At 70.5% G+C, this 20,839-nt stretch carries 19 protein-coding genes and 1 pseudogene; 2 read left to right on the forward strand and 18 right to left on the reverse strand.

Features of this window, described 5'->3' with window-relative positions; translation table 11 throughout:
* Positions 1-66: 66 nt before the first annotated feature.
* From SAVERM_RS03505 to SAVERM_RS03550, 10 genes are all read right to left on the reverse strand, one after another.
* On the reverse strand, positions 67-4,389 hold the full coding sequence (locus SAVERM_RS03505) for a non-ribosomal peptide synthetase (protein WP_010982041.1): 4,323 nt from the start codon (positions 4,387-4,389) through the stop codon (positions 67-69).
* A 7-nt stretch (positions 4,390-4,396) separates the two neighbouring features.
* Positions 4,397-4,654, reverse strand: coding sequence for a phosphopantetheine-binding protein (locus SAVERM_RS03510; RefSeq protein WP_010982042.1), 258 nt, complete (start codon positions 4,652-4,654; stop codon positions 4,397-4,399).
* A 32-nt stretch (positions 4,655-4,686) separates the two neighbouring features.
* Entirely contained in the window at positions 4,687-6,249 is a 1,563-nt protein-coding gene (locus SAVERM_RS03515; protein ID WP_037651173.1) for a fatty acid--CoA ligase, read from the reverse strand.
* A 46-nt stretch (positions 6,250-6,295) separates the two neighbouring features.
* Positions 6,296-6,814, reverse strand: coding sequence for a (2E)-enoyl-ACP glycyltransferase (gene scoD / locus SAVERM_RS03520; RefSeq protein WP_010982044.1), 519 nt, complete (start codon positions 6,812-6,814; stop codon positions 6,296-6,298).
* Entirely contained in the window at positions 6,811-7,701 is an 891-nt protein-coding gene (gene scoE / locus SAVERM_RS03525; protein ID WP_010982045.1) for a (3R)-3-[(carboxymethyl)amino]fatty acid oxygenase/decarboxylase, read from the reverse strand. Before scoE ends, scoD begins: the two co-directional genes overlap by 4 nt.
* Positions 7,702-7,736: 35 nt before the next feature.
* On the reverse strand, positions 7,737-7,976 hold the full coding sequence (locus tag SAVERM_RS03530; protein ID WP_010982046.1) for an acyl carrier protein: 240 nt from the start codon (positions 7,974-7,976) through the stop codon (positions 7,737-7,739).
* Positions 7,973-9,043, reverse strand: a complete 1,071-nt coding sequence (locus SAVERM_RS03535; RefSeq protein ID WP_010982047.1) for a beta-ketoacyl-ACP synthase III — start codon at positions 9,041-9,043, stop codon at positions 7,973-7,975. Before SAVERM_RS03535 ends, SAVERM_RS03530 begins: the two co-directional genes overlap by 4 nt.
* Positions 9,044-9,114: 71 nt before the next feature.
* Complete coding sequence (locus tag SAVERM_RS03540; RefSeq protein WP_037651257.1) at positions 9,115-10,518, reverse strand: MFS transporter; 1,404 nt, start codon at positions 10,516-10,518, stop codon at positions 9,115-9,117.
* 273 nt (positions 10,519-10,791) lie between these two features.
* Positions 10,792-11,544 carry an aspartyl/asparaginyl beta-hydroxylase domain-containing protein gene (locus tag SAVERM_RS03545; protein WP_010982049.1) on the reverse strand — a complete coding sequence of 251 codons (753 nt, stop codon included), beginning with the start codon at positions 11,542-11,544 and terminating at the stop codon, positions 10,792-10,794.
* A gap of 28 nt (positions 11,545-11,572) precedes the next feature.
* Complete coding sequence (locus SAVERM_RS03550; RefSeq protein WP_037651171.1) at positions 11,573-12,229, reverse strand: type 1 glutamine amidotransferase family protein; 657 nt, start codon at positions 12,227-12,229, stop codon at positions 11,573-11,575.
* A gap of 786 nt (positions 12,230-13,015) precedes the next feature.
* Here SAVERM_RS03550 and SAVERM_RS03555 point away from each other — a divergent pair.
* Positions 13,016-13,510 carry a copper chaperone PCu(A)C gene (locus SAVERM_RS03555; RefSeq protein ID WP_244905203.1) on the forward strand — a complete coding sequence of 165 codons (495 nt, stop codon included), beginning with the start codon at positions 13,016-13,018 and terminating at the stop codon, positions 13,508-13,510.
* A 79-nt stretch (positions 13,511-13,589) separates the two neighbouring features.
* Here the strand turns inward: SAVERM_RS03555 and SAVERM_RS03560 are convergent, their stop codons facing one another.
* The 7 genes from SAVERM_RS03560 to SAVERM_RS03590 form a co-directional block, all read right to left on the reverse strand.
* Positions 13,590-14,243, reverse strand: coding sequence for a sigma-70 family RNA polymerase sigma factor (locus tag SAVERM_RS03560; protein WP_010982052.1), 654 nt, complete (start codon positions 14,241-14,243; stop codon positions 13,590-13,592).
* Positions 14,244-14,442: 199 nt separating this feature from the next.
* Entirely contained in the window at positions 14,443-15,120 is a 678-nt protein-coding gene (locus SAVERM_RS03565) for a hypothetical protein (protein WP_010982053.1), read from the reverse strand.
* A 150-nt stretch (positions 15,121-15,270) separates the two neighbouring features.
* A complete protein-coding gene (locus SAVERM_RS03570; RefSeq protein ID WP_010982054.1) occupies positions 15,271-15,792 on the reverse strand; it encodes a copper chaperone PCu(A)C in 522 nt (173 codons plus the stop codon).
* Positions 15,789-18,044 (reverse strand): heavy metal translocating P-type ATPase, encoded by a 2,256-nt coding sequence (locus tag SAVERM_RS03575; protein WP_010982055.1) that lies wholly within the window; start codon positions 18,042-18,044, stop codon positions 15,789-15,791. Before SAVERM_RS03575 ends, SAVERM_RS03570 begins: the two co-directional genes overlap by 4 nt.
* Positions 18,044-18,280 carry a hypothetical protein gene (locus SAVERM_RS03580; protein ID WP_037651170.1) on the reverse strand — a complete coding sequence of 79 codons (237 nt, stop codon included), beginning with the start codon at positions 18,278-18,280 and terminating at the stop codon, positions 18,044-18,046. The genes SAVERM_RS03575 and SAVERM_RS03580 overlap by 1 nt, the downstream gene beginning before the upstream one ends.
* Before the next feature lie 609 nt (positions 18,281-18,889).
* Entirely contained in the window at positions 18,890-19,111 is a 222-nt protein-coding gene (locus SAVERM_RS03585) for a hypothetical protein (RefSeq protein ID WP_242432295.1), read from the reverse strand.
* A gap of 135 nt (positions 19,112-19,246) precedes the next feature.
* A complete protein-coding gene (locus SAVERM_RS03590; RefSeq protein WP_010982058.1) occupies positions 19,247-20,080 on the reverse strand; it encodes an alpha/beta fold hydrolase in 834 nt (277 codons plus the stop codon).
* Between the two features lie 109 nt (positions 20,081-20,189).
* On the opposite strand from SAVERM_RS03590, the gene SAVERM_RS03595 reads away from it, so the two are divergent.
* Complete coding sequence (locus SAVERM_RS03595) at positions 20,190-20,675, forward strand: MarR family transcriptional regulator (protein WP_107083219.1); 486 nt, start codon at positions 20,190-20,192, stop codon at positions 20,673-20,675.
* Between the two features lie 5 nt (positions 20,676-20,680).
* Here the strand turns inward: SAVERM_RS03595 and SAVERM_RS43015 are convergent.
* Positions 20,681-20,828: pseudogene (locus SAVERM_RS43015) on the reverse strand (IS21-like element helper ATPase IstB); the annotation flags it as partial.
* Between the last annotated feature and the right edge of the window lie 11 nt (positions 20,829-20,839).

Below are 20,839 nucleotides of genomic sequence, written 5' to 3' on the forward strand. Positions count from 1 at the left end.
CGTGAGGCGGTGGGTTCTGTTGCAGTAGTCGGGGGGTGCAGCCCGTGAGTTCCCGGAGATGCCCAACTACTTTGCCGGGGTTGCGAGATGGCTCTGCTTCCCGGCCGGGGCGGGCAGCGTTCCGGTGGTGACGCAGTGGTCGAGGTAACGGAAGACGAGGTCACGGTCGACGGGCGGGGAGGTGATGCCGCTGCCGTGCAGGCCGTTCACGACGTTGTCGGCACGGACGCGTCCCAGGCGTAGCTCCGGCCCGGTCGCGTCGTCGGGGTTCGCCTCCCAGGCGTCGAAGAAGGCGAGCATGGTCGCCGCCACGCCGGAGTCACCGGAGGATCGCGGCAGTTCGGCACGCCACTGGGCCAGCGGCATGCGCCGCAGCGGATAGCCGTAGTCCTCCAGCCAGTCGTAGACGTCGGCCAGCCGCACCGGGCGGGCGGTGGCGTGGTTGAAAACCGTCGCTCCCGGCGGGCGCTGTCCGAGGCAGAGGTGGACGAGGGCCTGGGCGACGTGGTCGACGGGTGTCCATGTCTCCTCGTCGAACAGGTCGGGGACGATGCGCGCGGGGATCCCCGCGCGCAGCACGCTCCAGAGGAAGTCCCGTTCGTTCACGTAGCCAGTGGTGCGTGGGCCGACGATCCGGCCGAGCCGGTGCACGGTGACCGGCAGGCCTCTTTCGGCGGCCTGTTCCAGCAGGCGCTCGGCCGCCCACTTCGACTGCTGGTAGCCGTGGCGCAGTCCGGGGTGGGCCGCAAGGAACGCCTCCGGTACCTCCGGGGCGAGGTCGAGGGGCGGGGCGACGGAGAGGGTCGACACCAAGTGCAGGGGAATGGAGCGCACAGCCGCCATGCGCAGCAGGTCCCGGGTGGACTCGGTGTTGGCGGCGCGGAGGGTGGCGTATTCGCGCATGATGCTGACGGTCGCCGCGTTGTGGATGATCGCCCCGCAGGTCCGGGCGAGGTCGGCGAAGAGTGCCTCGTCCACGCCGAGGCGGGGGCGGGCGAGGTCGGCGGGGACCGCTGTGATGCGTTCGCGCGCCGCGTCCGGGAGGTGGATCAGGTGGGTTTCCAGGGCCTGGTGGATGCGGGCGGTGGCCTCGGCGGGGCTAGCGGCGCGCACGGTGCAGACGGCCTCCGCGCCGGTGCTCGTCAGGAGTTCGGCCAGCAGATGTGCGCCGACGAAGCCGGTGGCTCCGGTGAGCAGGATTCTGTCCGGCGTGCCGCTCGCCCGGGGACCGTCGCCGGGGCGGATGTCCGGATCGAGGACGGTGTCGGCGAGCAGGGCCGCCGGAAGGCCGGGAGGGGCCGAGCGAGGCTGCTCCTGCTGTTCCAGGAATCTCGCCAGTTCGGCCGGGGTCGGGTGCTGGAAGAGCCAGGCGACTTTGAGGTCACGGTGCAGTTCGACGCCGAGGCGGTTGGCGACCTGGATGGCCTGGAGCGAGTGGGCCCCCAGGTCGAACACATCGTCCCGGGCAAAGACGGCGGCCACGCCGAGCACCTGTTGCCAGACGGCGGCGATGGTGCGCACCAGTGCACTGTCGGACGTCGCGGCCTGCGCACCGGGCTCCGGCACATGTCCGTCGGGGGTCGTCGCGGCGAGCGCGTTCCTGTCGATCTTCCCTGAGCTCGTCCGGGGCAGGCGGTCAAGGAACTCGACGGCCGACGGGATCATGGCCGCGGGCAGCGTCTCCCGGAGGTGGTCCCTGATCAGGGCCACGGCCGGGGCGGGCCCGTCCGGGACGACGTACGCGACCAGGCGCCGCGTCCCGTCGCCCAGCACCAGCCCTACGACAACCGCGTCACGGACTCGCGGATGGCCAAGGAGGGCGCCCTCGACTTCGGCCGGGTGCACTCGATGTCCGCTGATCTTGAACTCGGTGTCCGACCGGCCCAGGTAGCGCAGCTGCCCGTCGTCGCCGATCCGTACCAGGTCGCCTGTGCGGTAGGCGCGGGGCGCTCCGGGGATCTGGTCCAGAGGGGCGAAGCGGGAGGTGTCCGGTGGCCGGTCTCCGCGGTAGCCGATGGCCAGGTTGTCGCCCAGGAGGTGGAGTTCGCCGTCGACGACCGCGGCTCGGGTGCCAGGCAGCGGCAGTCCGATCGGGACGTCTCCCGGAGCGAGCGAGGGGTCGTGGAGGTCGGCGACGGTGGCGACCACGGTGGCCTCGGTCGGCCCATAGGTGTTCAGCAGCCGGACCGACGTGCCGACGGCCGTGCGCCAGCGTTCGACCCGCTCGGGGAGGGCCGCCTCACCGCCGATGACGACGGTGCGCACCTCGGCCGGCAGAGTGACCGCACCGGTCGAAACGGCGTACGCCAGTTCGTGCCAGTAGGCCGTAGGCAGGTCGAGGAAGCTGATCCGCAGCCGTGCGCAGGCGTCCAGGAATCCGGGGACCGACTCGGTCATGTCGTCGGTACGGACGACGAGCGTGGCGCCCGCACACAGTGTGAGGAAGATTTCCTCGAGGCTGGTGTCGAAGTGCAGGGGGGCGAACTGCAGGACGCGGTCCCGGTGGTGAAGGCCGTAGCGGTGCGTGGCGCCGGCGACGAAGTGCGCGAGGGCGTGGTGGCCGACTTCGACGCCCTTGGGGCGCCCCGTGGAGCCCGAGGTGTGGAGGACGTAGGCGAGGTCCTCGGGCGTCGGTGCCGTCGACTGGGCCGCTTCGGAATCTGGTCCCGGCTCGTCGTGTCGCAGAACGGCCCGGTCCCCGAAGCGGTCGGCGAAGGCGCTGGTGGTGAGGACGAGGTCGGGCCGGGCGTCGTCCAGCAGTTCCGCCCTGCGGGCCCGGGGCGCCGTCGGGTCGAGCGGGCTGTAGGCGGCACCGGACAGCAGGACTCCGAGGATGGCGGTGATCGCGTCGATACCGCGCGGCAGGGCGACGGCCACCAGGTCGCCGTGGCCGACCTGACGGGCAGCCAGTCGGCGCGCGAGTGCACGCGCCGATCCGAAGAGTCGGGCATACGTGATGCTGGTGCCGCCGTGCTCGACGGCGACGAATCCGCCATGCCGGGCGGCATGGTCGGCGATCAGGCCGAGAACCGGGCGCACGGGGCCGGGCAGCGGCCCACCGTCCAGGACCGGGACGGGCTCGCGCGCACACAGGTCGCCGAGCGCCCGGTCAGGGGCCGCGACGGCCTCCTCGAGCAGGGCTAGCAGCCCCTCCTGGAGTGCGGCGACGTCCGCCTCGTCGTAGAGGTCGGGGTTGGCGTCCACGGCGATGCGCAGTCCCGCGCCCTCGGAACGGTCGTAGACGTTGACGGACAGGTCGTCGACGGGGCCCGCGGAGATATTGTGGACCGTGCTCCGGTGTCCGGCGAAGCGCAGGTCGTACTCGAAGGGCATGATGTTGACGCCAGGACCGGAGAGCCGGCGCTGTCCGCCGACGAGCTTGAGGTCGCGCCGCAGCTGTTCGTAGCGGTAGCGCTGGTGCGGCAGCCCGGCGCGCAGCTCGCGGGAGATGCGGGCCGCGAGGTCGCGCAGGCTGTCCGAGGCGGTGACGGCGACGCGCAGGGGCAGGATGTTGCGCACCATGCAGGGAACGCGCAGGGACACAGAGCCCAGACGTCCCATCGCCGGCAGGCTGAGGACGATCTCCGGTGCACGGGTCGCGTGGTGCAGCTGGGCCACGGTCACGGCCAACAGCACCTCGGACCAGGTGAGTTGGAGGTCCCGGGCAACGGCACGCAGGGCCTGCGTCTGCGCCGCGTCGAGGTCCGCCACTCGCCGGTGGAACGTGCGCGCGGGCAGGGCCGTACGGCCGGCGGGAGTGGCCACGGGCGGCCGGTCCGCGAACCGGTCCGCCCAGTAGGCGCGGGCCTTGGCGAAGCGGGGCGACTCCCGGTAGGCGCGTTCCTCGTCCCGCACCGAGGCCAGCGTGCCGAAGCCGCCGGCCGCCGCCCGCTCGCCCGCCGCCAGGGCCGTGTAGACCTGGGCGACTCGGCGGGCGACCAGCGACAGGCCGAAGCCGTCGAGGGCGATGTGGTGCACGCGGTGGTACCAGAGGTACTGCTCCGGCGCGGTGCGCAGCAGGGCGTGGCCGAAGACGGGGCCGCGCGCGAGGTCGACGGGGCGGGCCATGTCCTCGCCCATCCAGGCCAGGGCCGCCGCGTGCGGATTGGGCTCGGTGGTGAGGTCGGCCGTGTGCAGGCGCCAGTCGCCGACCGGGGCGGTTGCCTGCCAGGGGCGGCCCTGGTCGTCGACGACGAAGACGACGTTCAGGGCCTCCGTCTCGGCGACCACGTGGTGCAGGGCCGCATCGAAGACGGCCGTGTCCACCGGTCCTTCGATGAGCACGTACTCGGCCGTGTTGTACGCGGGACTGTCCGGGTCGAGCTGCTGGCCGGTCCAGATGCCTTCCTGAGCGGCCAGCAACGGATGACGCCGCGCTGTGTCATCCATGTCGCTGTCATGCGTCGGCATGGTCCGCTCCCCTCTGCCGTGCGGAGAGCAGTTGCCACCACTGGGCGAACGAGGTGCACTCGGCGAGTTCGACGAAGGTCACGTCGGCGCCGGTCTCCCGCCACCGTTCGAGGAGGGTGACGATGCGCAGGGAGTCCAGTCCCGCGTCCATGGGGTTCTCTTCGAGGTCGACTTCGTCGGGCCGCTGGTACAGGAACTCCGCCAGGTCCGCGCGGAAGCCCTCCAGCGTGAGGGGAGCAGGCATGTCGTTCTCTCTCGTTCGGGCCTGGTGGAAGGTCAGTTGACCTTGCGTGCGGAGTCGTCCCAGAAGCGGTCGCGCAGCTCGCGGCGCAGGATCTTTCCGCTGGGGTTGCGCGGGACGCTCTCGATGAACTCGTAGCGGGCGGGCAGCTTGAAGCTCGCGAGCCGCGGGACGAGGAAGGTGTGCAGGTCCCGGGGGCTGGGCCGCTGTCCGGGCGCGGGGACGACGAAGGCGTGCACGTACTCGCCCCAGCGTTCGTCGGGGGCGCCGACGACGACGGCCTCCGCTACGCCGGGGTGGTGCTCCAGTACGTTCTCGATCTCGGCGGGGTAGACGTTCTCGCCGGCGACGAGGATGGCGTCCTTGATGCGGTCGCGGATGAAGATGTAGCCGTCCTCGTCGATATAGCCGGCGTCCCCGGTGTGGATCCAGCCGTCGACGAGGGTCTCGGCGGTCTTGCCGGGCAGTCCCCAGTACTCGACCATGTGGGCCGGCGTGGCCAGACAGACCTCCCCGACCGCGCCCGGCGGCAGTTCGCGCCCCTCGCCGTCGATCACCTTGCTGCCCACACCCGGATACGGCCGCCCGGCCGCCTGCATGAGGGAACCGCCGGGGACATGGGCGGCCGGGGGCAGGCACACAGCGGTGTTGCCGGTCTCGGTGAGGCCGTAGATCTGGGCGAACTCGCAGTCGAGAACGGCGAGGCTCTCCTCAAGCAGTGCCTCGGAGATCGGGGAGCCGCCGTAGACGGTCTTGCGCAGGGTGGTGAAGTCCTTGGCGCTGACGCGGGGTTCGGTCAGCATCATGCGGAGCATCGCCGGGACGACGCAGGCGGTGGTGATGCCGAGGTCGCGGATGAGGTCGACGGCCTGGCGGGCGGCGAAGGCCCGCATCGCGACGATCGTGGTTCCGGCGTTGAAGTTCTGTGTGGCCCACCACAGACCGCCGATGTGGAATCCGGGGATACCGATCAGCGCGATGTCGCCTGCGCGCCAGTCGATCCAGTCCAGCCCCTCGCTCGCCAGCGCGTCACGGATCGCGAAGAAGCTGCGGTGGGCGAGGACGACGCCCTTGGGCAGTCCGGTGGTGCCGCTGGTGTAGAGCTGGGCGACGGGGGTGTCGGGGGTGACGTGCGGTGTCGGGTCGGTGTCGGGGTGGGATGCCTTCCAGGCGACGAAGGGCTCTCCGAGCCCGACGACCGTTTCGGGGGGTGCGGTCGGCATCTTCTCGACGATCGGCCCGAACTCCTCCTCCAGGAAAAGCAGTCGGGTCCCGGAGTCCCGCAGGATATGGCTGACCTCGGGCGCGGTCAGCCGCCAGTTGACGGGTACGAGCACGGTGCCGCTCTTGGCACAGCCGAAGAGGATCTCGTAGTAGTGCTCGGACTCCTTGCCGAGGTACGCGACCCGGTCGCCCGGCGTGAGTCCGGCGGCCTGGACGGCGTGGGCGATGCGGTTGCTCTCTCGGTGCAGTTGCTCGTACGTGACCGTGCGGCCCTCGAAGAGAACCGCGGGGGTCGTGGGCTGGTTCCGTGCGTGGAAGCTCGTGGTCTGGACGAGCGTCTGAAGCTCCGGATGGTGGAGCCTGTCCATGGCCATGGAGGTCTCGGTCCTCTCTTGCCGCTGGGTGGGTGGCAGGAGCGCGTCAGGGGATGTTGACGAACGCCAGGACGGCCTCGCCGTCGCACCGGCCCGAGTCGGCGTCCCAGTAGCGGTAGGCGGTCTCGGCGTGCAGGAACGGGATGCCGCCTGCGGGGGCGCGCCGGGTGACGGACTGAAATTCCATCTCCCCGGAGAATGCACGTGGGTTGACGGGCCGCCGGAAGTTGGAGGCGAAGCGGGCGATCAGGATGTCCGGGAGCTGATGCTTCCAGAAGTCGTCCAGCGTCCAGGATTCGAACCCCGCCAGGAGCCCTTCTTTCACGGACTTGGCGACGAGGTAGTACATCATCTGGTTGTAGCAGATGTTCACCTCGACGGAATTCAGATGGCCGGTGTCGTCGATATAGCACGACTCCGGAATCGCGAACTCGCAGCGGGCGACGGCCCGTCCGGTGTCGCTCTCGGTCACGACGGCCGAGCGCAGATACTTGCAGTGGTCCTTGTAGGGCACCAGCACGCGCGCCAACAGGTCCTCGTCCGTGGGGTGCTGGGCCGTCGTCATGCCACCTTGATCCCGTCGTGTAGCTTTCGCTCGTCGTGCACGGTGACCCGGTAGGAGACGGTCGGCTCGGGGGTGGTCGTGTGCCGGGCGCGGTGGATGAGGCTGCGGTTGTCCCAGACCAGCAGGTCGCCCTGCTCGAAGCTCTGCAGGTGGATGTTGTCGTGCTCGAAGGTCTCGTCGAGCTGGCCGGTGGCCTGGAACAGTCGCTTGAGCAGCTCGTCGTCGAGCGGCTCGCCGTCCTGGTCCTCGACGCCGATGGTGAAGCCCTCGCTGATGTAGAGGACCGTCTCCCCGGTCATGGGGTGCGTGAACGTGGTCGGCTGGACGACGGCCGGGGTCTTCCGCTCGACCTCCTCGATGATCTCCGAGATGGGGCGGTAGACGTCGTGGGGCCGGATCTTGAAATATTTGCGCACCGAGTGCCGGCAGTACGTTCCGCCGATCTCCTTCTTGAGATCTTCGGGCAGCCTGTCGTATGCCCGGCCCATGTCGATGAAATACGTGCCGCGGTTCTGCCGCGGAATGACCTGGGGGTAGATCAGGGTGATCCCGAAGGGGTCAGGCATGAACTGGTAGTCCGCGTGCCAGAACTTTCCGGTCTTCGGTACGCCTATCTGCTTTCCGTTCTCCGGCACGTTGGAGGATACGAATATCTCCGTGACCTCCGGGTGGTGGTACATCGGCTCGTAGTAGGTCTCGGGGCGCCCCAGCCGCTTGCCGAGTTCGAGGAACTCCTGGGGAGAGAGGTCCTGGCCCTTCAGGACGGCGATCTTCTTCGTGTAGACGGTGCTTTTGAGTGCGGCGATGTCGGCGTCCGAGGCGGTGGCGTGGTCGAAGCCCTCGACCGTCGCGCCGATCGCGGTGCCGGGCCGTTCATTGATCCGCATGGGTGCCGCCTTTCGTGGAGTGGGAGGAGAGGAGGTCAGACGGTTGCCTGGCGGGCGTCGACGAGTCCGGCGAGATCGCCGAGGGTGAGGTCGGGCTGGAGTTCGTCATCGCCGACGGCGACTCCGAGGTCGCGTTCGATGCGGATGCTGATCTCGACCGTCGTCAGCGAGTCGACGTCCAGTTCGCCGAGGGTCGCCTCGGGGCGGATCCGGTCCGCCGGGGCGTCGTGCAACCTCGCGAGGATGTCGACCAGTCGGTCGTAGGTGGTGCTCATGACGTCGTCCGTTCTCCTTGGGCGTGCGGGTCGTACGGTGGGGCCGGCGCGGGGAGCGTGGGCCAGGTCAGGAGGCAGGAGCCCCAGGTGAGGCCGCCTCCGAAGGCGGTGAGCAGAACCCGGTCGCCGGGCCGGAGTGTCTGTCCGGCGGCCGCGTCGGCAAGGGCGAGCGGGATGGACGCGGCGCCCGTGTTGCCGACGGACTCGACATGTGTCACGCAGCGCTCCCGTGGGAGACCGAGGTCGTCGGCCACCGAGTGCAGGATCCGCAGATTGGCCTGGTGGGGTACGAAGTGGTCGACGTCGTCGGTCTTCCAGCCGGCCCGGGACAGTGTGGCGCGCGCCGACTCGGCCATGCGCGTCACCGCGTGGCGGTAGACCTCCTTGCCCCGCATGCCGAAGTGCCGGTCCTGGCGACTGGGTTCGCCCGGACGGGAGCGCTGTCGGGAGCCGCCGGCCGCGACCATGATCAGGTCCTCGTGAGCGCCGTCGCTGCCGAGGTCGAAGTGGCCGACCGCGCCGGGCTCGTCGGGGTGTCCGGCGCGCAGGACGACGGCTCCCGCGCCGTCGCCGAAGATGATCGCGTTGGCCCGGTCGAGGGGATCCACGATCGTGGAGTAGGTGTCCGCCCCGATGAGCAGCACCCGTTCGGCCACGCCGGCCGCGATGAGTCCGGCGGCCGAGGCGAGGCCGTAGACGAACCCGGTGCACACGGCGCTGATGTCGAAGGCGGCCGCTCCCGTCAGACCGAGCCGTGCGGCAACGGCGGGCGCGGTGGCCGGGCAACTGTGGTCCGGCGTCGTCGTGGCGACGACGACGGCGTCGACGCTGGCCGTCGCGGCGCAGACGAGCGCCCGGCGGCCGGCTTCGACAGCCAGGTCGGACGTCGCCTGTCCGGGGTCGACGGCATGCCGTCGGCGGATCCCGGTCCGTGTGCGGATCCATGCGTCGTCGGTGTCGAGCCGTCGTGCGAGGTGCTCGTTGGTCACCACACGGGGCGGCACCCATCCGGCCAGCCCGCACAGGACGGCTGCCGGGGCGTAAGAACCGGCGGCGGTAGGGGACATGGGGAATCTCCAGGCATGACGGAGGACGGGCCGCAAGGCCCGGACACGGAACGGAGAGGGGAAGGGGGTGTCTAAGGACTCGTGGTCCTGCGAAGGGCGAGCAGTGCGAACGCGCCGCAGCCGATGCCGCCCGCTATCACGAACACGGCGGTACGGATGCCGTCGAGGAGCCCAGGCCCGGAGGCGTTCTGCCCAACCCCGCCGGCGACCCCGACCAGTAAGGCGAGGCCCACCGCGCCGCCCACCTGCAGGGTGGTCGACGCCAGTCCCGAGGCGATGCCCTGGTCACCGGGGGCCACCCCGGCGGACGCGGCGATCCACATCCCCGTCCACGCGGCCCCCTGGCCGACACTCAGCAGCACGATCCCCGGCAGGAGCGCGGGATACGAGCCGTCGGCGGTGAGCGCCAGGCCGAGTGCCGCGGCTCCGGCGGCACCCAGCGCCATGCCTCCCACCAGCATCCGGCGCACCCCGAAAGCGGACACGGCCCGTCCACCGGCCTGCGTACCGACGGCCACCACCACAGCGGGCACGAGGAACGCGAACCCGGTGGCGACCGCCCGGTATCCGTGGACGGTCTGGAAGTAGAGGGTCAGGAAGTACGGCACTGAGCTGAATGTGGCGCTGAACAGGGCGGTCACCCCCATCGCCGCGAGCAGGCCGCGGTCGGCGAACAGCCTTGCCGGTACGAGCGGATCACGGGATCGCCTCTCTACGACGGCGAAGAGCGCCAGCAGCCCGAGGGACAGCACCGCGCTCGCGAGGGCCGCGGGTGTGTCCCAGCCCTCCGCGGGGGCCTGCACCAGCAGGAACACCAGGAGTGTGATCCCGCCCGTCGCGGTCAGCGCGCCTGCCACGTCGAAGTGCCGTGAGCGGTCCCACGGGCCGTCCGCGGGGAACAGCCGCCATCCGGCCACCGCGAGGGTTCCCGCCACGGGCACATTGACGAAGAACACCGACGGCCAGCCGAACGCCTCCACCAGGACTCCACCGAGGAGAGATCCGAAGCAGAGCCCGCCGGCTCCCGCGGCACCCCACACCGCCAAGGCCCGGTTCCGGTCGGGCCCTTCGTCGTACAGGGTGTTGATCAGAGACAGCGTCGCCGGGAACAGGAGGGAGCCGCCGATGCCCTGGACCGCCCGGACAGCGACCAAGACGCCGGGCGTCTGAGCCAGGCCGCCCACGAGGGACGACCCCGCGTACAGCGACGCCGCGACAAGGAACATCCGGCGCCGGCCGAGCAGGTCCGCGGCCCGGCCGCCCAACAGCAGGAAGCCGCCGGTGGCCACGACGTAGGCGCTCACCACCCACTGCAGGTCGTGGTCGGAGAATCCCAGCCCTGCACCGATGTCGGGCAGAGCGACGTACACGATGTTGTAGTCGAGCGAGATGACGAGCTGACCCGACGCCAGAACAAGCAGAGGAAGTCCGATGGACTTTCGGAGCGGAGCCTTCGCCGGCTCTGTCACGGACATCATCGATCACCCCCCTCGGGATCACAACATTTGGAATTTCCACAGAGGGGAATTCCGGCAGCTCGATCGTTTTCAGTCACGTTAGCAGTCCGGATCGGCATTGTGAATGGCAACTTCTCGACAGGCATTGCACATTCACGGAACATCAGAGCAGCACTGACACCCGGCAGCCGGAGACTGCCGGGAAAGGAACACCAGCGACACCGGATATGGCCTGGATGTATTTCCAGGCTTTATCCGGGATCCTTGCTTTCCTGTATTCCTACCTCCGCGTCAGTCCTCCCCCATGAGCCGACGGATCTCGGTGATGAGGGCGACCAGCGCCCGGCGCTCCGGAACAGTGGTCTCCGGATGCCAGAGGTCGATGAGCAGGCAGGTACGCGGGCGGGTGCCCGTGTTGCGCGCCTCGTGCTCGAAGGAGTAGTCGAAGAGCAGGCACTTGCCCTCTTCCCAGGAGCGAGTCTCCCCGGCGACCGTGATGCTGCAACCGTCAGGGATGTCCACGGCGAGATGCAGGTTGATGCTGAAGTTCCACAGGTCGCAATGGGGTTCGATGACGGCCCCCGGCAACAGAGTAGAGAAATGACATTCCAGGAGAGGGCATATTTTTCCCGTGTCGACGGCGACGTCTTTCAGCACCTGATATGCGATGGGAACCGTTGCGGCCGACTCTTCGGTGATACCTCCTTCACGGAAGAGGTAGAGGGCCTGCCAGTTGTCCTGGCGGGTCAGGTAGTGCTCGTAGTCCGAGAACGCCTCCCGTCGCGCCGACCATGCGACCTTCAGCTCTTCCTTGATCGCCTGATGGCTGGCCTCCAGTTCATGGACGACGGGGGCCAGTTCGGCGTAGGCGTACGGGTCGTGCCAGGGAGTGGGAGACAGTCCCGGCATGATCCACTTGGCTGCTTTCTGCAGCGGATGCCGCTCGCTCCCGCTCGGCTCCAGCATCTGCTCGACCCGCCTGATCGATTCCGCACCGAACTCGGCTCTGATCGCGGCGAAGGCGTTCTCTATCTCTGGTGTCATGCGGTTCTCCGGAGTTCGGCGGCCGGGGTCACTGGCCAGCGGTCGATGTCCGCAGCACCGTTCCCCGGCGCTCGACCTCCACGATCGCCTCCGCGTGAGCGGCGGCAGCGCCTTCCAACTCCCCCTCCAGCAGCCTCAGGGCGCCGTCGATGCCCGACGAGACGACCCCGCCGGCCGTCACCAGGTCACCGTCGTCGACGACTCGCTGGTCCACGACCCGGGCTCCCCGTTCGGCGAGGTGACTCCTGGCCAGGTGGCGCGGGGCGGACGGCAGCCGCTCCTTGTCGAACTCCGCCCAGACGCCGGGGCTGTCCCGTCGGCCGAAGCCTCCACCGGGTACGACGATCAGAGCGGCGTCGCGCGGGGACCAGGCCGCTGCCGCCACCCTCGTGCCGAAGCTGTAGGTCATCTCGGCCGCTTCTCCGCCGGTCACCGGTTTCACCGTCACCGGATGGGCCCGGGCGGCCACGGAGAAGACTTCGAACGGGCCGAAGACCTGCAACTTCTCCACGCCGTCCAGCTCCTCCACGCCGTCGAAGGTGACAGTGCGGATGCGTAGCACCTCGCCGTCTTCGCCGCGGGCACGCGCCGGGACGGCCGCGTGGGCGGTGCCGGCGGCGAGCGGGGCCGCCGAGACGGCGCCGATCGCCGTCGTGGCGGACTGCAACAGACGTCTGCGTTCCACGTGTGCCGAACCACCTTCGCCCGAAGTTCCGCGCTCCGACCTGCCGACCTGCCTGCCTCGCACGGTGGTCAGCGGGTGGTGAGCTGCGCTGTCGAACTAGTAGTCGGTCGCGCGTGGGCTCGAGTTCCCGCGTTCTCCGGGCCAATTTTCCTTGCCTTGGCGGCACTTGAGGACATGCGGCCGTCGGGTCATACTCCGACGTGCCTGCTCCCCCGTCGGCCGCACGAACAAGTAGTCGCGCCGACGGGCTGCCGAGTTCCCCCGTTCGCGCGGTGTTTTGGTCAGCTGCGACTGCGAAGACGCCCGCGGTCCTCCGCCGCGCCGTGGACTCTGCGGTGCGCCGGCCGTGGGGCCGAGACCGCCGAATCCACCAGCAGACAGAGCAACCCGCTCAGTATCAGCCCAGCGGCACAGCCCACCAGGGCTCCGGGGACACCCTCCACAACGAAACCGAGCCAGGCGTAGCCGGCAGCCAGCACGGCCAGGGTGGCGAAGCCCAGGGGCCAGGCCCCGCCGATTCTCTTCCGTCTGGGTTCGGCTCGGGCGGCCTCCTGTCCCCACGGCCAACCCCGCGGTGTATCGTCCCTCGGCTCTCGCACGAGACCCAGCACGTGATCCCCCTCCCCCGCCACGGTCCGCACTTCCGCAACCGCGTTCGATCCGGGCTCCGGAGGGGTCTTTCCCCGCCACCACGGGGCGGAACCGGTCGGCTCGGCAGGGGCCGGGAACCAGCAGGGACCGCGCCCCGACCTCTGACGTATGGAGCCGAGAAGCCTGATGCGTGTGATGCGCCCGACGCGCAACACATGGTTCGTCAACGCCTTACGGACCGTCGCGCCGCCGTTGGGCGCCTCCTGCGGTGCGCTGGCCCTCATGGTCGCGTACACCGCGACCGGCGCGGCAGGCGATCCGCCGCCCAGGATCACGGTCGTCGACGCACACATCGTCGCGGTGTCCGCGGGTTCCGGCTCGACCGCCGCGTATTTCGAGATCCGCAACACCGGCCCGTCGAAGGACACGCTGCTGTACGCGGACTCACCGGACCTGGGCGTCAGCCTCCTGCGACGTACAGTGCGCCGCACCGGGACGGGGCGTACGGAGCCCGTGTGGGCCGTCGACGTTCCGGCGGGCGGCACGGTGCGCATGGCGCCGGGAGGTCTCGGGGTCGTGATCCTGGATCCCCCCGTACTGAAAGCCGGTCAGAAGGTGCCCTACCTTCTGTGGTTCCGTCAGAGCGGGAAGGTCGCCGTCCGGGCGACCGTGACCGCGGGCGTGAGATGAGCCTCGGCGGTCAGGGCCGGCCGGATGCCGGGGAGGGTGCCGGTGCCCCCGCTGGCGGTGGGCACCGGCACCCGTTTCGTCACGCGGCGACGGCGGCGGGGGCCCGCGACTCCTCGGCCTCGACAAGAAGTGCGACGAGGGTCGCCCGGGCTCGTGCCACCCGCGAGCGGATCGTGCCGACGGGACAACCGCTGGCCTCGGCAGCCTCCTCGTAGGGCAGTCCCGTCAGCTGGGTGAGGACGAACGCCTCACGGCGCTCAGCAGGCAGCGCGTCCAGCAGATCGAGCAAGGCCACACCGTCCTCGAAGCCGGGCAGACCGCTCGGCTGGGCCCGCTCGGCCCATACCGTCCAGTCGTCCGTGTCACGCAGCCGCGGCCGGGCCGCGGTGTAGCGCACGTTGTCGATCACCGTGCGGCGCGCGATGGACAGCAGCCACGTACGCGCCGACGAGCGCCCCTCGAACCGGTGCAGGCTGCCGAGTGCCCGCAGGAACGTGTCCTGCGCCAGGTCGTCGGCGAGCTGACGGTCGGAGGAGAGGTGCGTGATGTAGCGGACGACGTCGGGGTGCAGGGCACGCACGAAGCGGTCGACGGCGTCGGGGTCGCCGGCGCGGGCGGCGAGGGCCCAGGCGGTGGCCGCATCGTCGGGCCATGCCATGGCGCCGGGCTGATCCGCCGCCTTGCGCCCCGCGTCGCGCTTCTCGCGCGACACGGGGAGGACAGGAGTGATCACCTGATGTCCTTCTCGGGTTGTCCGGGATCCGGCACGGCGGCACGCGCGACCGCGCGCTGGTGCGCCGGGCGTGAGCACCGCTGCGGAAACGTCCCGGGACGGGAGGTGGGATGGGGCCGTACGACGTGAACGACCCGTGCCCGAAGCCCTGGCACCGACTACGCGGCGCCCAGCGGGTGGCCTCGGGAAACCAGCTGTCTCAGGCGACAGCCATCCCGGCCGGAGGCCCTCGAGAAATGATCGTGTGCGCGAGCGACAGCCGCGGCACCCGCTCCGAACGTTCGCGCGTCGGCACCAGACGCGGCCGACACGGCGGGGCGGGCAGAGCGAGCGACAGCCGCAGCGGAGCGGCCAGCCATCCCGCGACGGCCCGCAACACGCGGAAAGCGGCCCTCTCGCCGTAGGCCAGCCACAGCCCACTCAGCACAGCGGCCAGGGCATGGGCGGCGAGCATGCCGAACGACGACCCGCCGCCCATGTCGTGTACCAGATGGCCAAGTTGCCCTGGCTGCTCCGAACAGCCCATGGGCGCGGACCTCATGTCCATGGCGTCCATGGACGTGGCGCTCATGGACATACCACGCATGCCGTGCGCCACACCGCCCGCGCCGGTGTCCGATGCCGCCGACTGGGCCAGCGAGAAGGCCGAGTGGAGCGCTCCCTGCGCGACGACCGCGGCGGGCACCACCAGCGCGAGTCCGCGCTCACGGCCCGCCAGACACCAGCCGACGCCGGTCGTGGCGGCGAACCCGGCGGTCATCGTCCACCAGGGCACGGTGGAGCCCGACATCAGTACGTGACCGAGGGCGGCGAGCAGCACGCAGACTGCCGCGAACACCGCGGCCCGTATCGCGCGCGCACACCACCCAGCAGTCATGACGGCCTCATCTTCGCATCCGGGCTCCGCTCGTCACGGGTGGGTACGCACAGCACCCGGGACTGCCACTCATCCCGAAGAGAGTGATACAGGACACAGCGCCTCACCGGTACTCGACGGGCCGTCAGGTCGACCTCTACGAGTGAGGGATCACGTGCCGTCCTGGCCCGGACGGACCACCACAGCCAGGGTCTTCACAGCACCGCTGCGTGCGAAACGCAACGTGAACGAGACGAGATCGCCGGCCTGCCAGCCCGCATTCGCCGGCACCGTCACATCAAGGCCGTGCGGGGACATGGCGAGGCTGCCACCGGCCGGGACGGCGACCGACGCCACCGTCTGCGCGGAGGCCGACCGAGCGCCGGTCATGCGATGGCGACTGAAGGTGCCGGCGCCGTCGACCGCGCGGGACGTCACCTTCAGCAGCCGGTCCGCCGAGCCGCCGCTGTTGGTGATCCGGAAGAAGGCCGCCGTGTCCTGGGCGTTGCCGTAGGGCAGGTACACCCGGCCCCCGGTGACCGCGATACGGGCCGGGCTGCCCGCGTTGCCATACGCGGTCCACGTGCTCAGACCGCCGAGGGCCAGGCCGCACACGGCGACGGGCGAGAGCGTGGCGATCAGGGTGTCGGTGAGCCTGCGCCGGGTGGGCCGCCAGACCTGTTGTCCGGTCATCGGGTACGCCTCCGGGCGGGCGAGGGCTGCCAGCCGCGCAACCGCAGGCTGTTGCCGACCACCAGCACCGAGCTGGCGGACATGGCCGCCGCCGCGAGCATGGGGTTGAGCAGGCCGACCAGGGCGAGCGGCACGGTCACGACGTTGTAGCCGAAGGCCCAGACGAGGTTGGCACGGATGGTGCCCAGGGTGCGCCGGGCCAGCCGGACGGCGTCCGCGAGGGCCTCGATGTCGCCGCGTACGAGGGTCACGTCGGCGGCCCCGATGGCCACGTCGGTGCCGGTGCCCATGGCGATCCCGAGGTCGGCGCCGGCCAGCGCGGCGGCGTCGTTCACGCCGTCGCCGATCACCGCGACTCGGTAGCCCTGCTCCTGCAACTCCCGTACGAGTTCGGCCTTGCCCTCGGGCGTGCAGCGAGCGTGCACCTCGTCGATGCCCAGGGTCGCGGCAACGGCCCGGGCGGGCGCCTCGCGGTCACCGGTGGCGAGCACGGGCCGCACGCCGAGCCGCCGCAGCCGGTCGACGGCCCGGTAGCTTCCGGGGCGTACGACATCCCCGACCTCGATCAGCGCCTCGGCCACCCCGTCCACACGGACCAGTACGGGCGTGTGCGCGGCGGCCTCCGCCACCGGCAGGGCATCCGCGAGGGCTGCGGGCAACTCGTCGTCCGGGGCGAGGACTTCCACCAGCCGCCCCTCGACCCGGCCGCGCACTCCCCGCCCCGGCATTGCACTGAACTCGCCCACGTCCGGCAGCCGCTGCTCGCGCAGCTCCCGCCGGGCGTAGGCGGAGACGGCCCGGCCGAGGGGGTGTTCCGAGCCTTGTTCGACACCGCCCGCCAGCCGCAGTACCGCGTCGCGGCCGAGCCCGTCCGGTACGACGGTGACCCGGGCGACGCTCATGTGCCCGGTGGTGAGCGTGCCCGTCTTGTCGAGCACGACGGCGTCGATGTGCTGAAGCCCCTCCAGCGCCTGCGGGCCGGTGACGAGGACACCGAGCTGGGCACCCCGGCCGGTCGCGGCCATCAGCGCGGTCGGCGTCGCAAGGCCCAGCGCGCACGGGCAGGCCACCACCAGGACCGCCACACACGCGGTGATCGCCGCCTGTGGATCGGCCCCGGCGCCCAGCCAGAATCCGAGCGCGGTGACGGCCAGTGCCAGCACGACCGGCACGAAGACACCGGCCACCGAGTCGGCCAGCCGCTGGGCACGCGCCTTGCCGGCCTGCGCCTCGGTGACCAGACGGGTGATCCGGGCGAGCTGCGTGTCGGCACCGACGGCCGTGGCCCGTACGAGCAGCAGCCCGCCGGCGTTGACGGCCCCGCCGACCACGGCCGAGCCCGGCCCGACCTCGACCGGCTCGCTCTCCCCGGTGACCAGGGCCAGATCCACGGCCGAACTGCCCTCCACCACCTGTCCGTCGGTGGCGACCCGTTCGCCAGGCCGCACGACGAAGACCTGACCGCCCTCCAACTCCGCAATGGGAACGAGCCGTTCGGAATCACCGTCCCGTACCGACACCTCCTTGGCGGCGAGTTCGGCCAGCGATCGTAGCGCCGCCCCGGTGCCCCGCCGGGCCCGCGCCTCCAGGAACCGCCCCGCCAGTACGAACAGCGGTACGCCGACGGCCGCTTCGAGGTAGATGTGCGCGACGCCGTCCGATGCGGAGGGAACGAGGCTGAACGGCATCCGCATCCCGGGATCACCGGCACCCCCGAGGAAGAGCGCGTACGCCGACCACGCGAAGGACGCCACCACGCCCAGCGACACCAGCGTGTCCATGGTCGCCGCCGAGTGCCGCAGCCCCCGTACCGCCCGCGCGTGGAAGGGCCAGGCACCCCATACCGCGACCGGCGCGGCCAGCATGAAACACAGCCACTGCCAGTTGCGGAACTGCAGCACGGGCACCATCGACAGCACGAGCACGGGCACCGCGAGCAACGCGGTGCCCAGCAGCCGGTCGCGCTCCTGCCGCGCCTCCTCGGTCTCCCGCCCGCCCTCACGCGGCTGCTTCTTGGGCGGCTCGGGGAGCGCGGCCGTATAGCCGGCCTTCTCGACCGTCGCCACGAGTTGCCCGACGCTGACCTCCGTCGGATGGCTCACGCGAGCCCGCCCGGTGGCCAGGTTCACGGTCGCCGTCACTCCGTCGAGCTTGCCGAGCTTCTTCTCGACACGGGTCACGCACGCGGCGCAGGTCATGCCGCCGACGCTCAGATCGGTCGTCACCAGGGCGGTCATCGGTTCGGCGCCCATCAGCCGTGTCCCCCCTGCATGTTGCCCATGTCGTCCATACCTCCGCCGCCGCCGTCGCGGTTCGTGCCGCCGCCGTGCATACCGGGTGCGACAGGACCGGCGCCGGCACCCACCGCGTAGGACACCGTGAAGATCAGGGCCAGCAGCAGAAGGAAGCCGCAGAGCGCGGGCGGGGGCGCCGCCCTCCGCAGGGCCGTACCCGCGCCGGTCAAGGAGGATTGCCGGGACTCTTCCATCAACCGCGTCTCCAGGTCACGTCGGACGGCGTCGGTCGGATCGCGCCGTACCAGTTCAGTAGTCGGACCAGCCACGGGCCGGGTTCCGGAGGAGCTGTGTGGCGCGCGTCACGCGAGGAACGACCGTCCCGTACGCCACGTCGGCGGACGGACGGCCCGCCCTGCCGACGGGTGTGCGTCGACAGGGCGACCGGCCTGCTTGGCCCGGGATCCCTCGGAGCGACCGGGTTCCCGGTTCGGCCGGCCCGTGAAGACGCATGTCAGGAGCGACGACGCCCCGGAAGCGTCGTCGTTTCCACGGCGCGCTGACGAATCGTCCCGGCCAGTACGGGCTGACCGGCGGCAGCGATCACGACGCCATGGGGAACCTGCGGCTGATCGCCCGCACCACGCCCGTTCCCACGGCCGTCCGGCACGACCTGGCCCAGCAGCGTCGTACTGCCGAGCCCTATCACCCCTGGCACGGACCCCGCTTCAGCGGCTGCTGGGGCACCCCGCGGCGAGCTGGAGTTCCGCCCCGTCCAGCCCGACCCGGTGGCGTAGTCCTTTCCGGCCTTGCTCGAAGCCACAGAATCAGCCGCCGCACAGATCACGGCCGGCGAGTCGCCCTTACTCAGGGATGACCAGACCGCGGGCACGCAGCTGCGGCAGGCAGATCTTCAAGCAGGCTTCCACCGAGGCGGCATCAGTACGCACGAGCAGGTCTTCGTGGAAGGGGAGACCGTTCGCGACGAAGGTCCACGGTCTCACTCCGTCACGCATGCGTTCCGCGTCCGCCTTGAACAGCACCGTGACGCCCTGCTCGGCCAGCGCCTCCATGACACGCACCACGTCGACCAACGTCCCACCCCGCCCGTTCGAACAGGCGGGCCACGCTACACGGCACACATGCAGCTGACTTGACGGCATAGCAACGTGAGGTGTCTCCCGGACTTCCGGCAGGCTGTTGCGCCGGGCCGCTCCGCGTCATCCCGCGGCGTTGAGGATCTCCCGGATGCGGGTTGCCCAGGTCCGGGGATGGCTGGTGTTTCCGTTGTGTCCGCCGGGCAGCTCCTGCAGTTCGCGGTCGAGGAGTGTGGCCAGGGCTGTCGCGGCCCGGTAGTCGAAGACGGTCCGCGGGGTGGTGCGCCCGGCGGCGGGCACGATGTGTGTGCTGACGCCCTTCAGTGCGGCGATGTCGAGGGTGTCGTGGATGACCGCGGTGAAGTCGTGGCGGATGAAGTAGTCGAAGTTGGCGGTGCGCAGGGCGTTCATCGGCTGGGGTGTCAGATCGGGTTCGGTGTCCGTGGCGGCGGGGTCGATGCCCAGGGTCCTGGCGATCTCCGGGAGCGCGGCGGCCAGGCCCTCTCGGAGGTAGAGGTCCTGAAGGGCGACGAGTTCGTGCTCATGGCGGGCGCGTTCGTCGTCGGGCAGCAGGCGTGGGGCGACGGGCTCGTGGGCGATGAGGGTGCGGATCTGTTCGGGGTGCCGCACGATCGCGTGCATGCCGATGACGGCTCCGAGGCTGCAGCCGAGCATGAGGGCGGGGGTGTCGGTGAGAGAGGCCAGCAGGCGGTGGACGTCGTCGGCGTGCTCGGCCAGTGTCGCGCCTCGCTCGGGGGCGTCGAGCCGGCTGCGGGACAGCCCGCGGCGGTCGTAGCTGACCACGGTGTAGGAATCGGTGAGGTGGGCGACGAGGTCGGTGGTGCGGTCGGCGTCGCCCTCTCCGCTCTGCGAGATGAGCAGCAGCGGGCCGGTGCCGCGGATCTGGTAGTGCAGGACGGCGCCGGGAACGGCGAGCGTGCCGGTGGCCTTGGGCATGGCGGTCTCCCTTGTGGGCGGCGGTCCTTCCGCCGCCCTTCGGCCAACTTAATCCATCGAACTAGATACATCAATCTCGATGAATCTAGTTCGATGTATGTTGGGTGGTGTGAACGGAGTCGAGCTGTTCCTGCTGGGACGCGTCCTGATGAAGATCGGCGAGGAAGCCCTGCCGGAGCCTCCGGGCGGCGCCGGCCGCTATGCCGGCAGCGCCCGGCTGGTGTTGATCGTGGCTAGCGATATCGCCGCTCATCCCGACACCGCTGTCGGCGAGATCGCCGCCCGCACCGGTCTGCCGCAGAGCCAGGTGTCCGCGGCCGTCGCCCGGCTCAAGGAAGCCCGGTCGGTGCAGACGGCGCCGGATCCCGCCGACCGGCGCCGTGTGCTGGTGCGTCAGGCTGCCGAGGTGTCCGAGCGAGTGGCGCAGGTCCGCGCGGTCGGCATCGAGGATGCTCTCGCCAGGGCACTGGGATCTGATGCCCCGCACCGGCTGAGGGAGGTCTCGGAAGCGTTGGATGTGCTCGCCCGGAACCTCCTGCCGCAGTCGGGGGCCCCGGAGTCCCCCCAGGCAGACATCGTTCCGCCGTCGCGGTAAGGCCGCTACTTCGTTACGTTGTCCTTGTTCGCCTTGGTGCGGGCCAGGCGGTAAGACGCGGTGCCGGTCTCGATGAGGGTGGCGTCGAAGATGAGCCGGTCCACGATCGATCGCCACACAGAGCCGCGGATCGGTGAACGTTTTTGTCCAGCCGTCTGGCAGGG

Origin of the sequence: Streptomyces avermitilis MA-4680 = NBRC 14893 (assembly GCF_000009765.2) — a bacterium.
Classification (GTDB): domain Bacteria; phylum Actinomycetota; class Actinomycetes; order Streptomycetales; family Streptomycetaceae; genus Streptomyces; species Streptomyces avermitilis.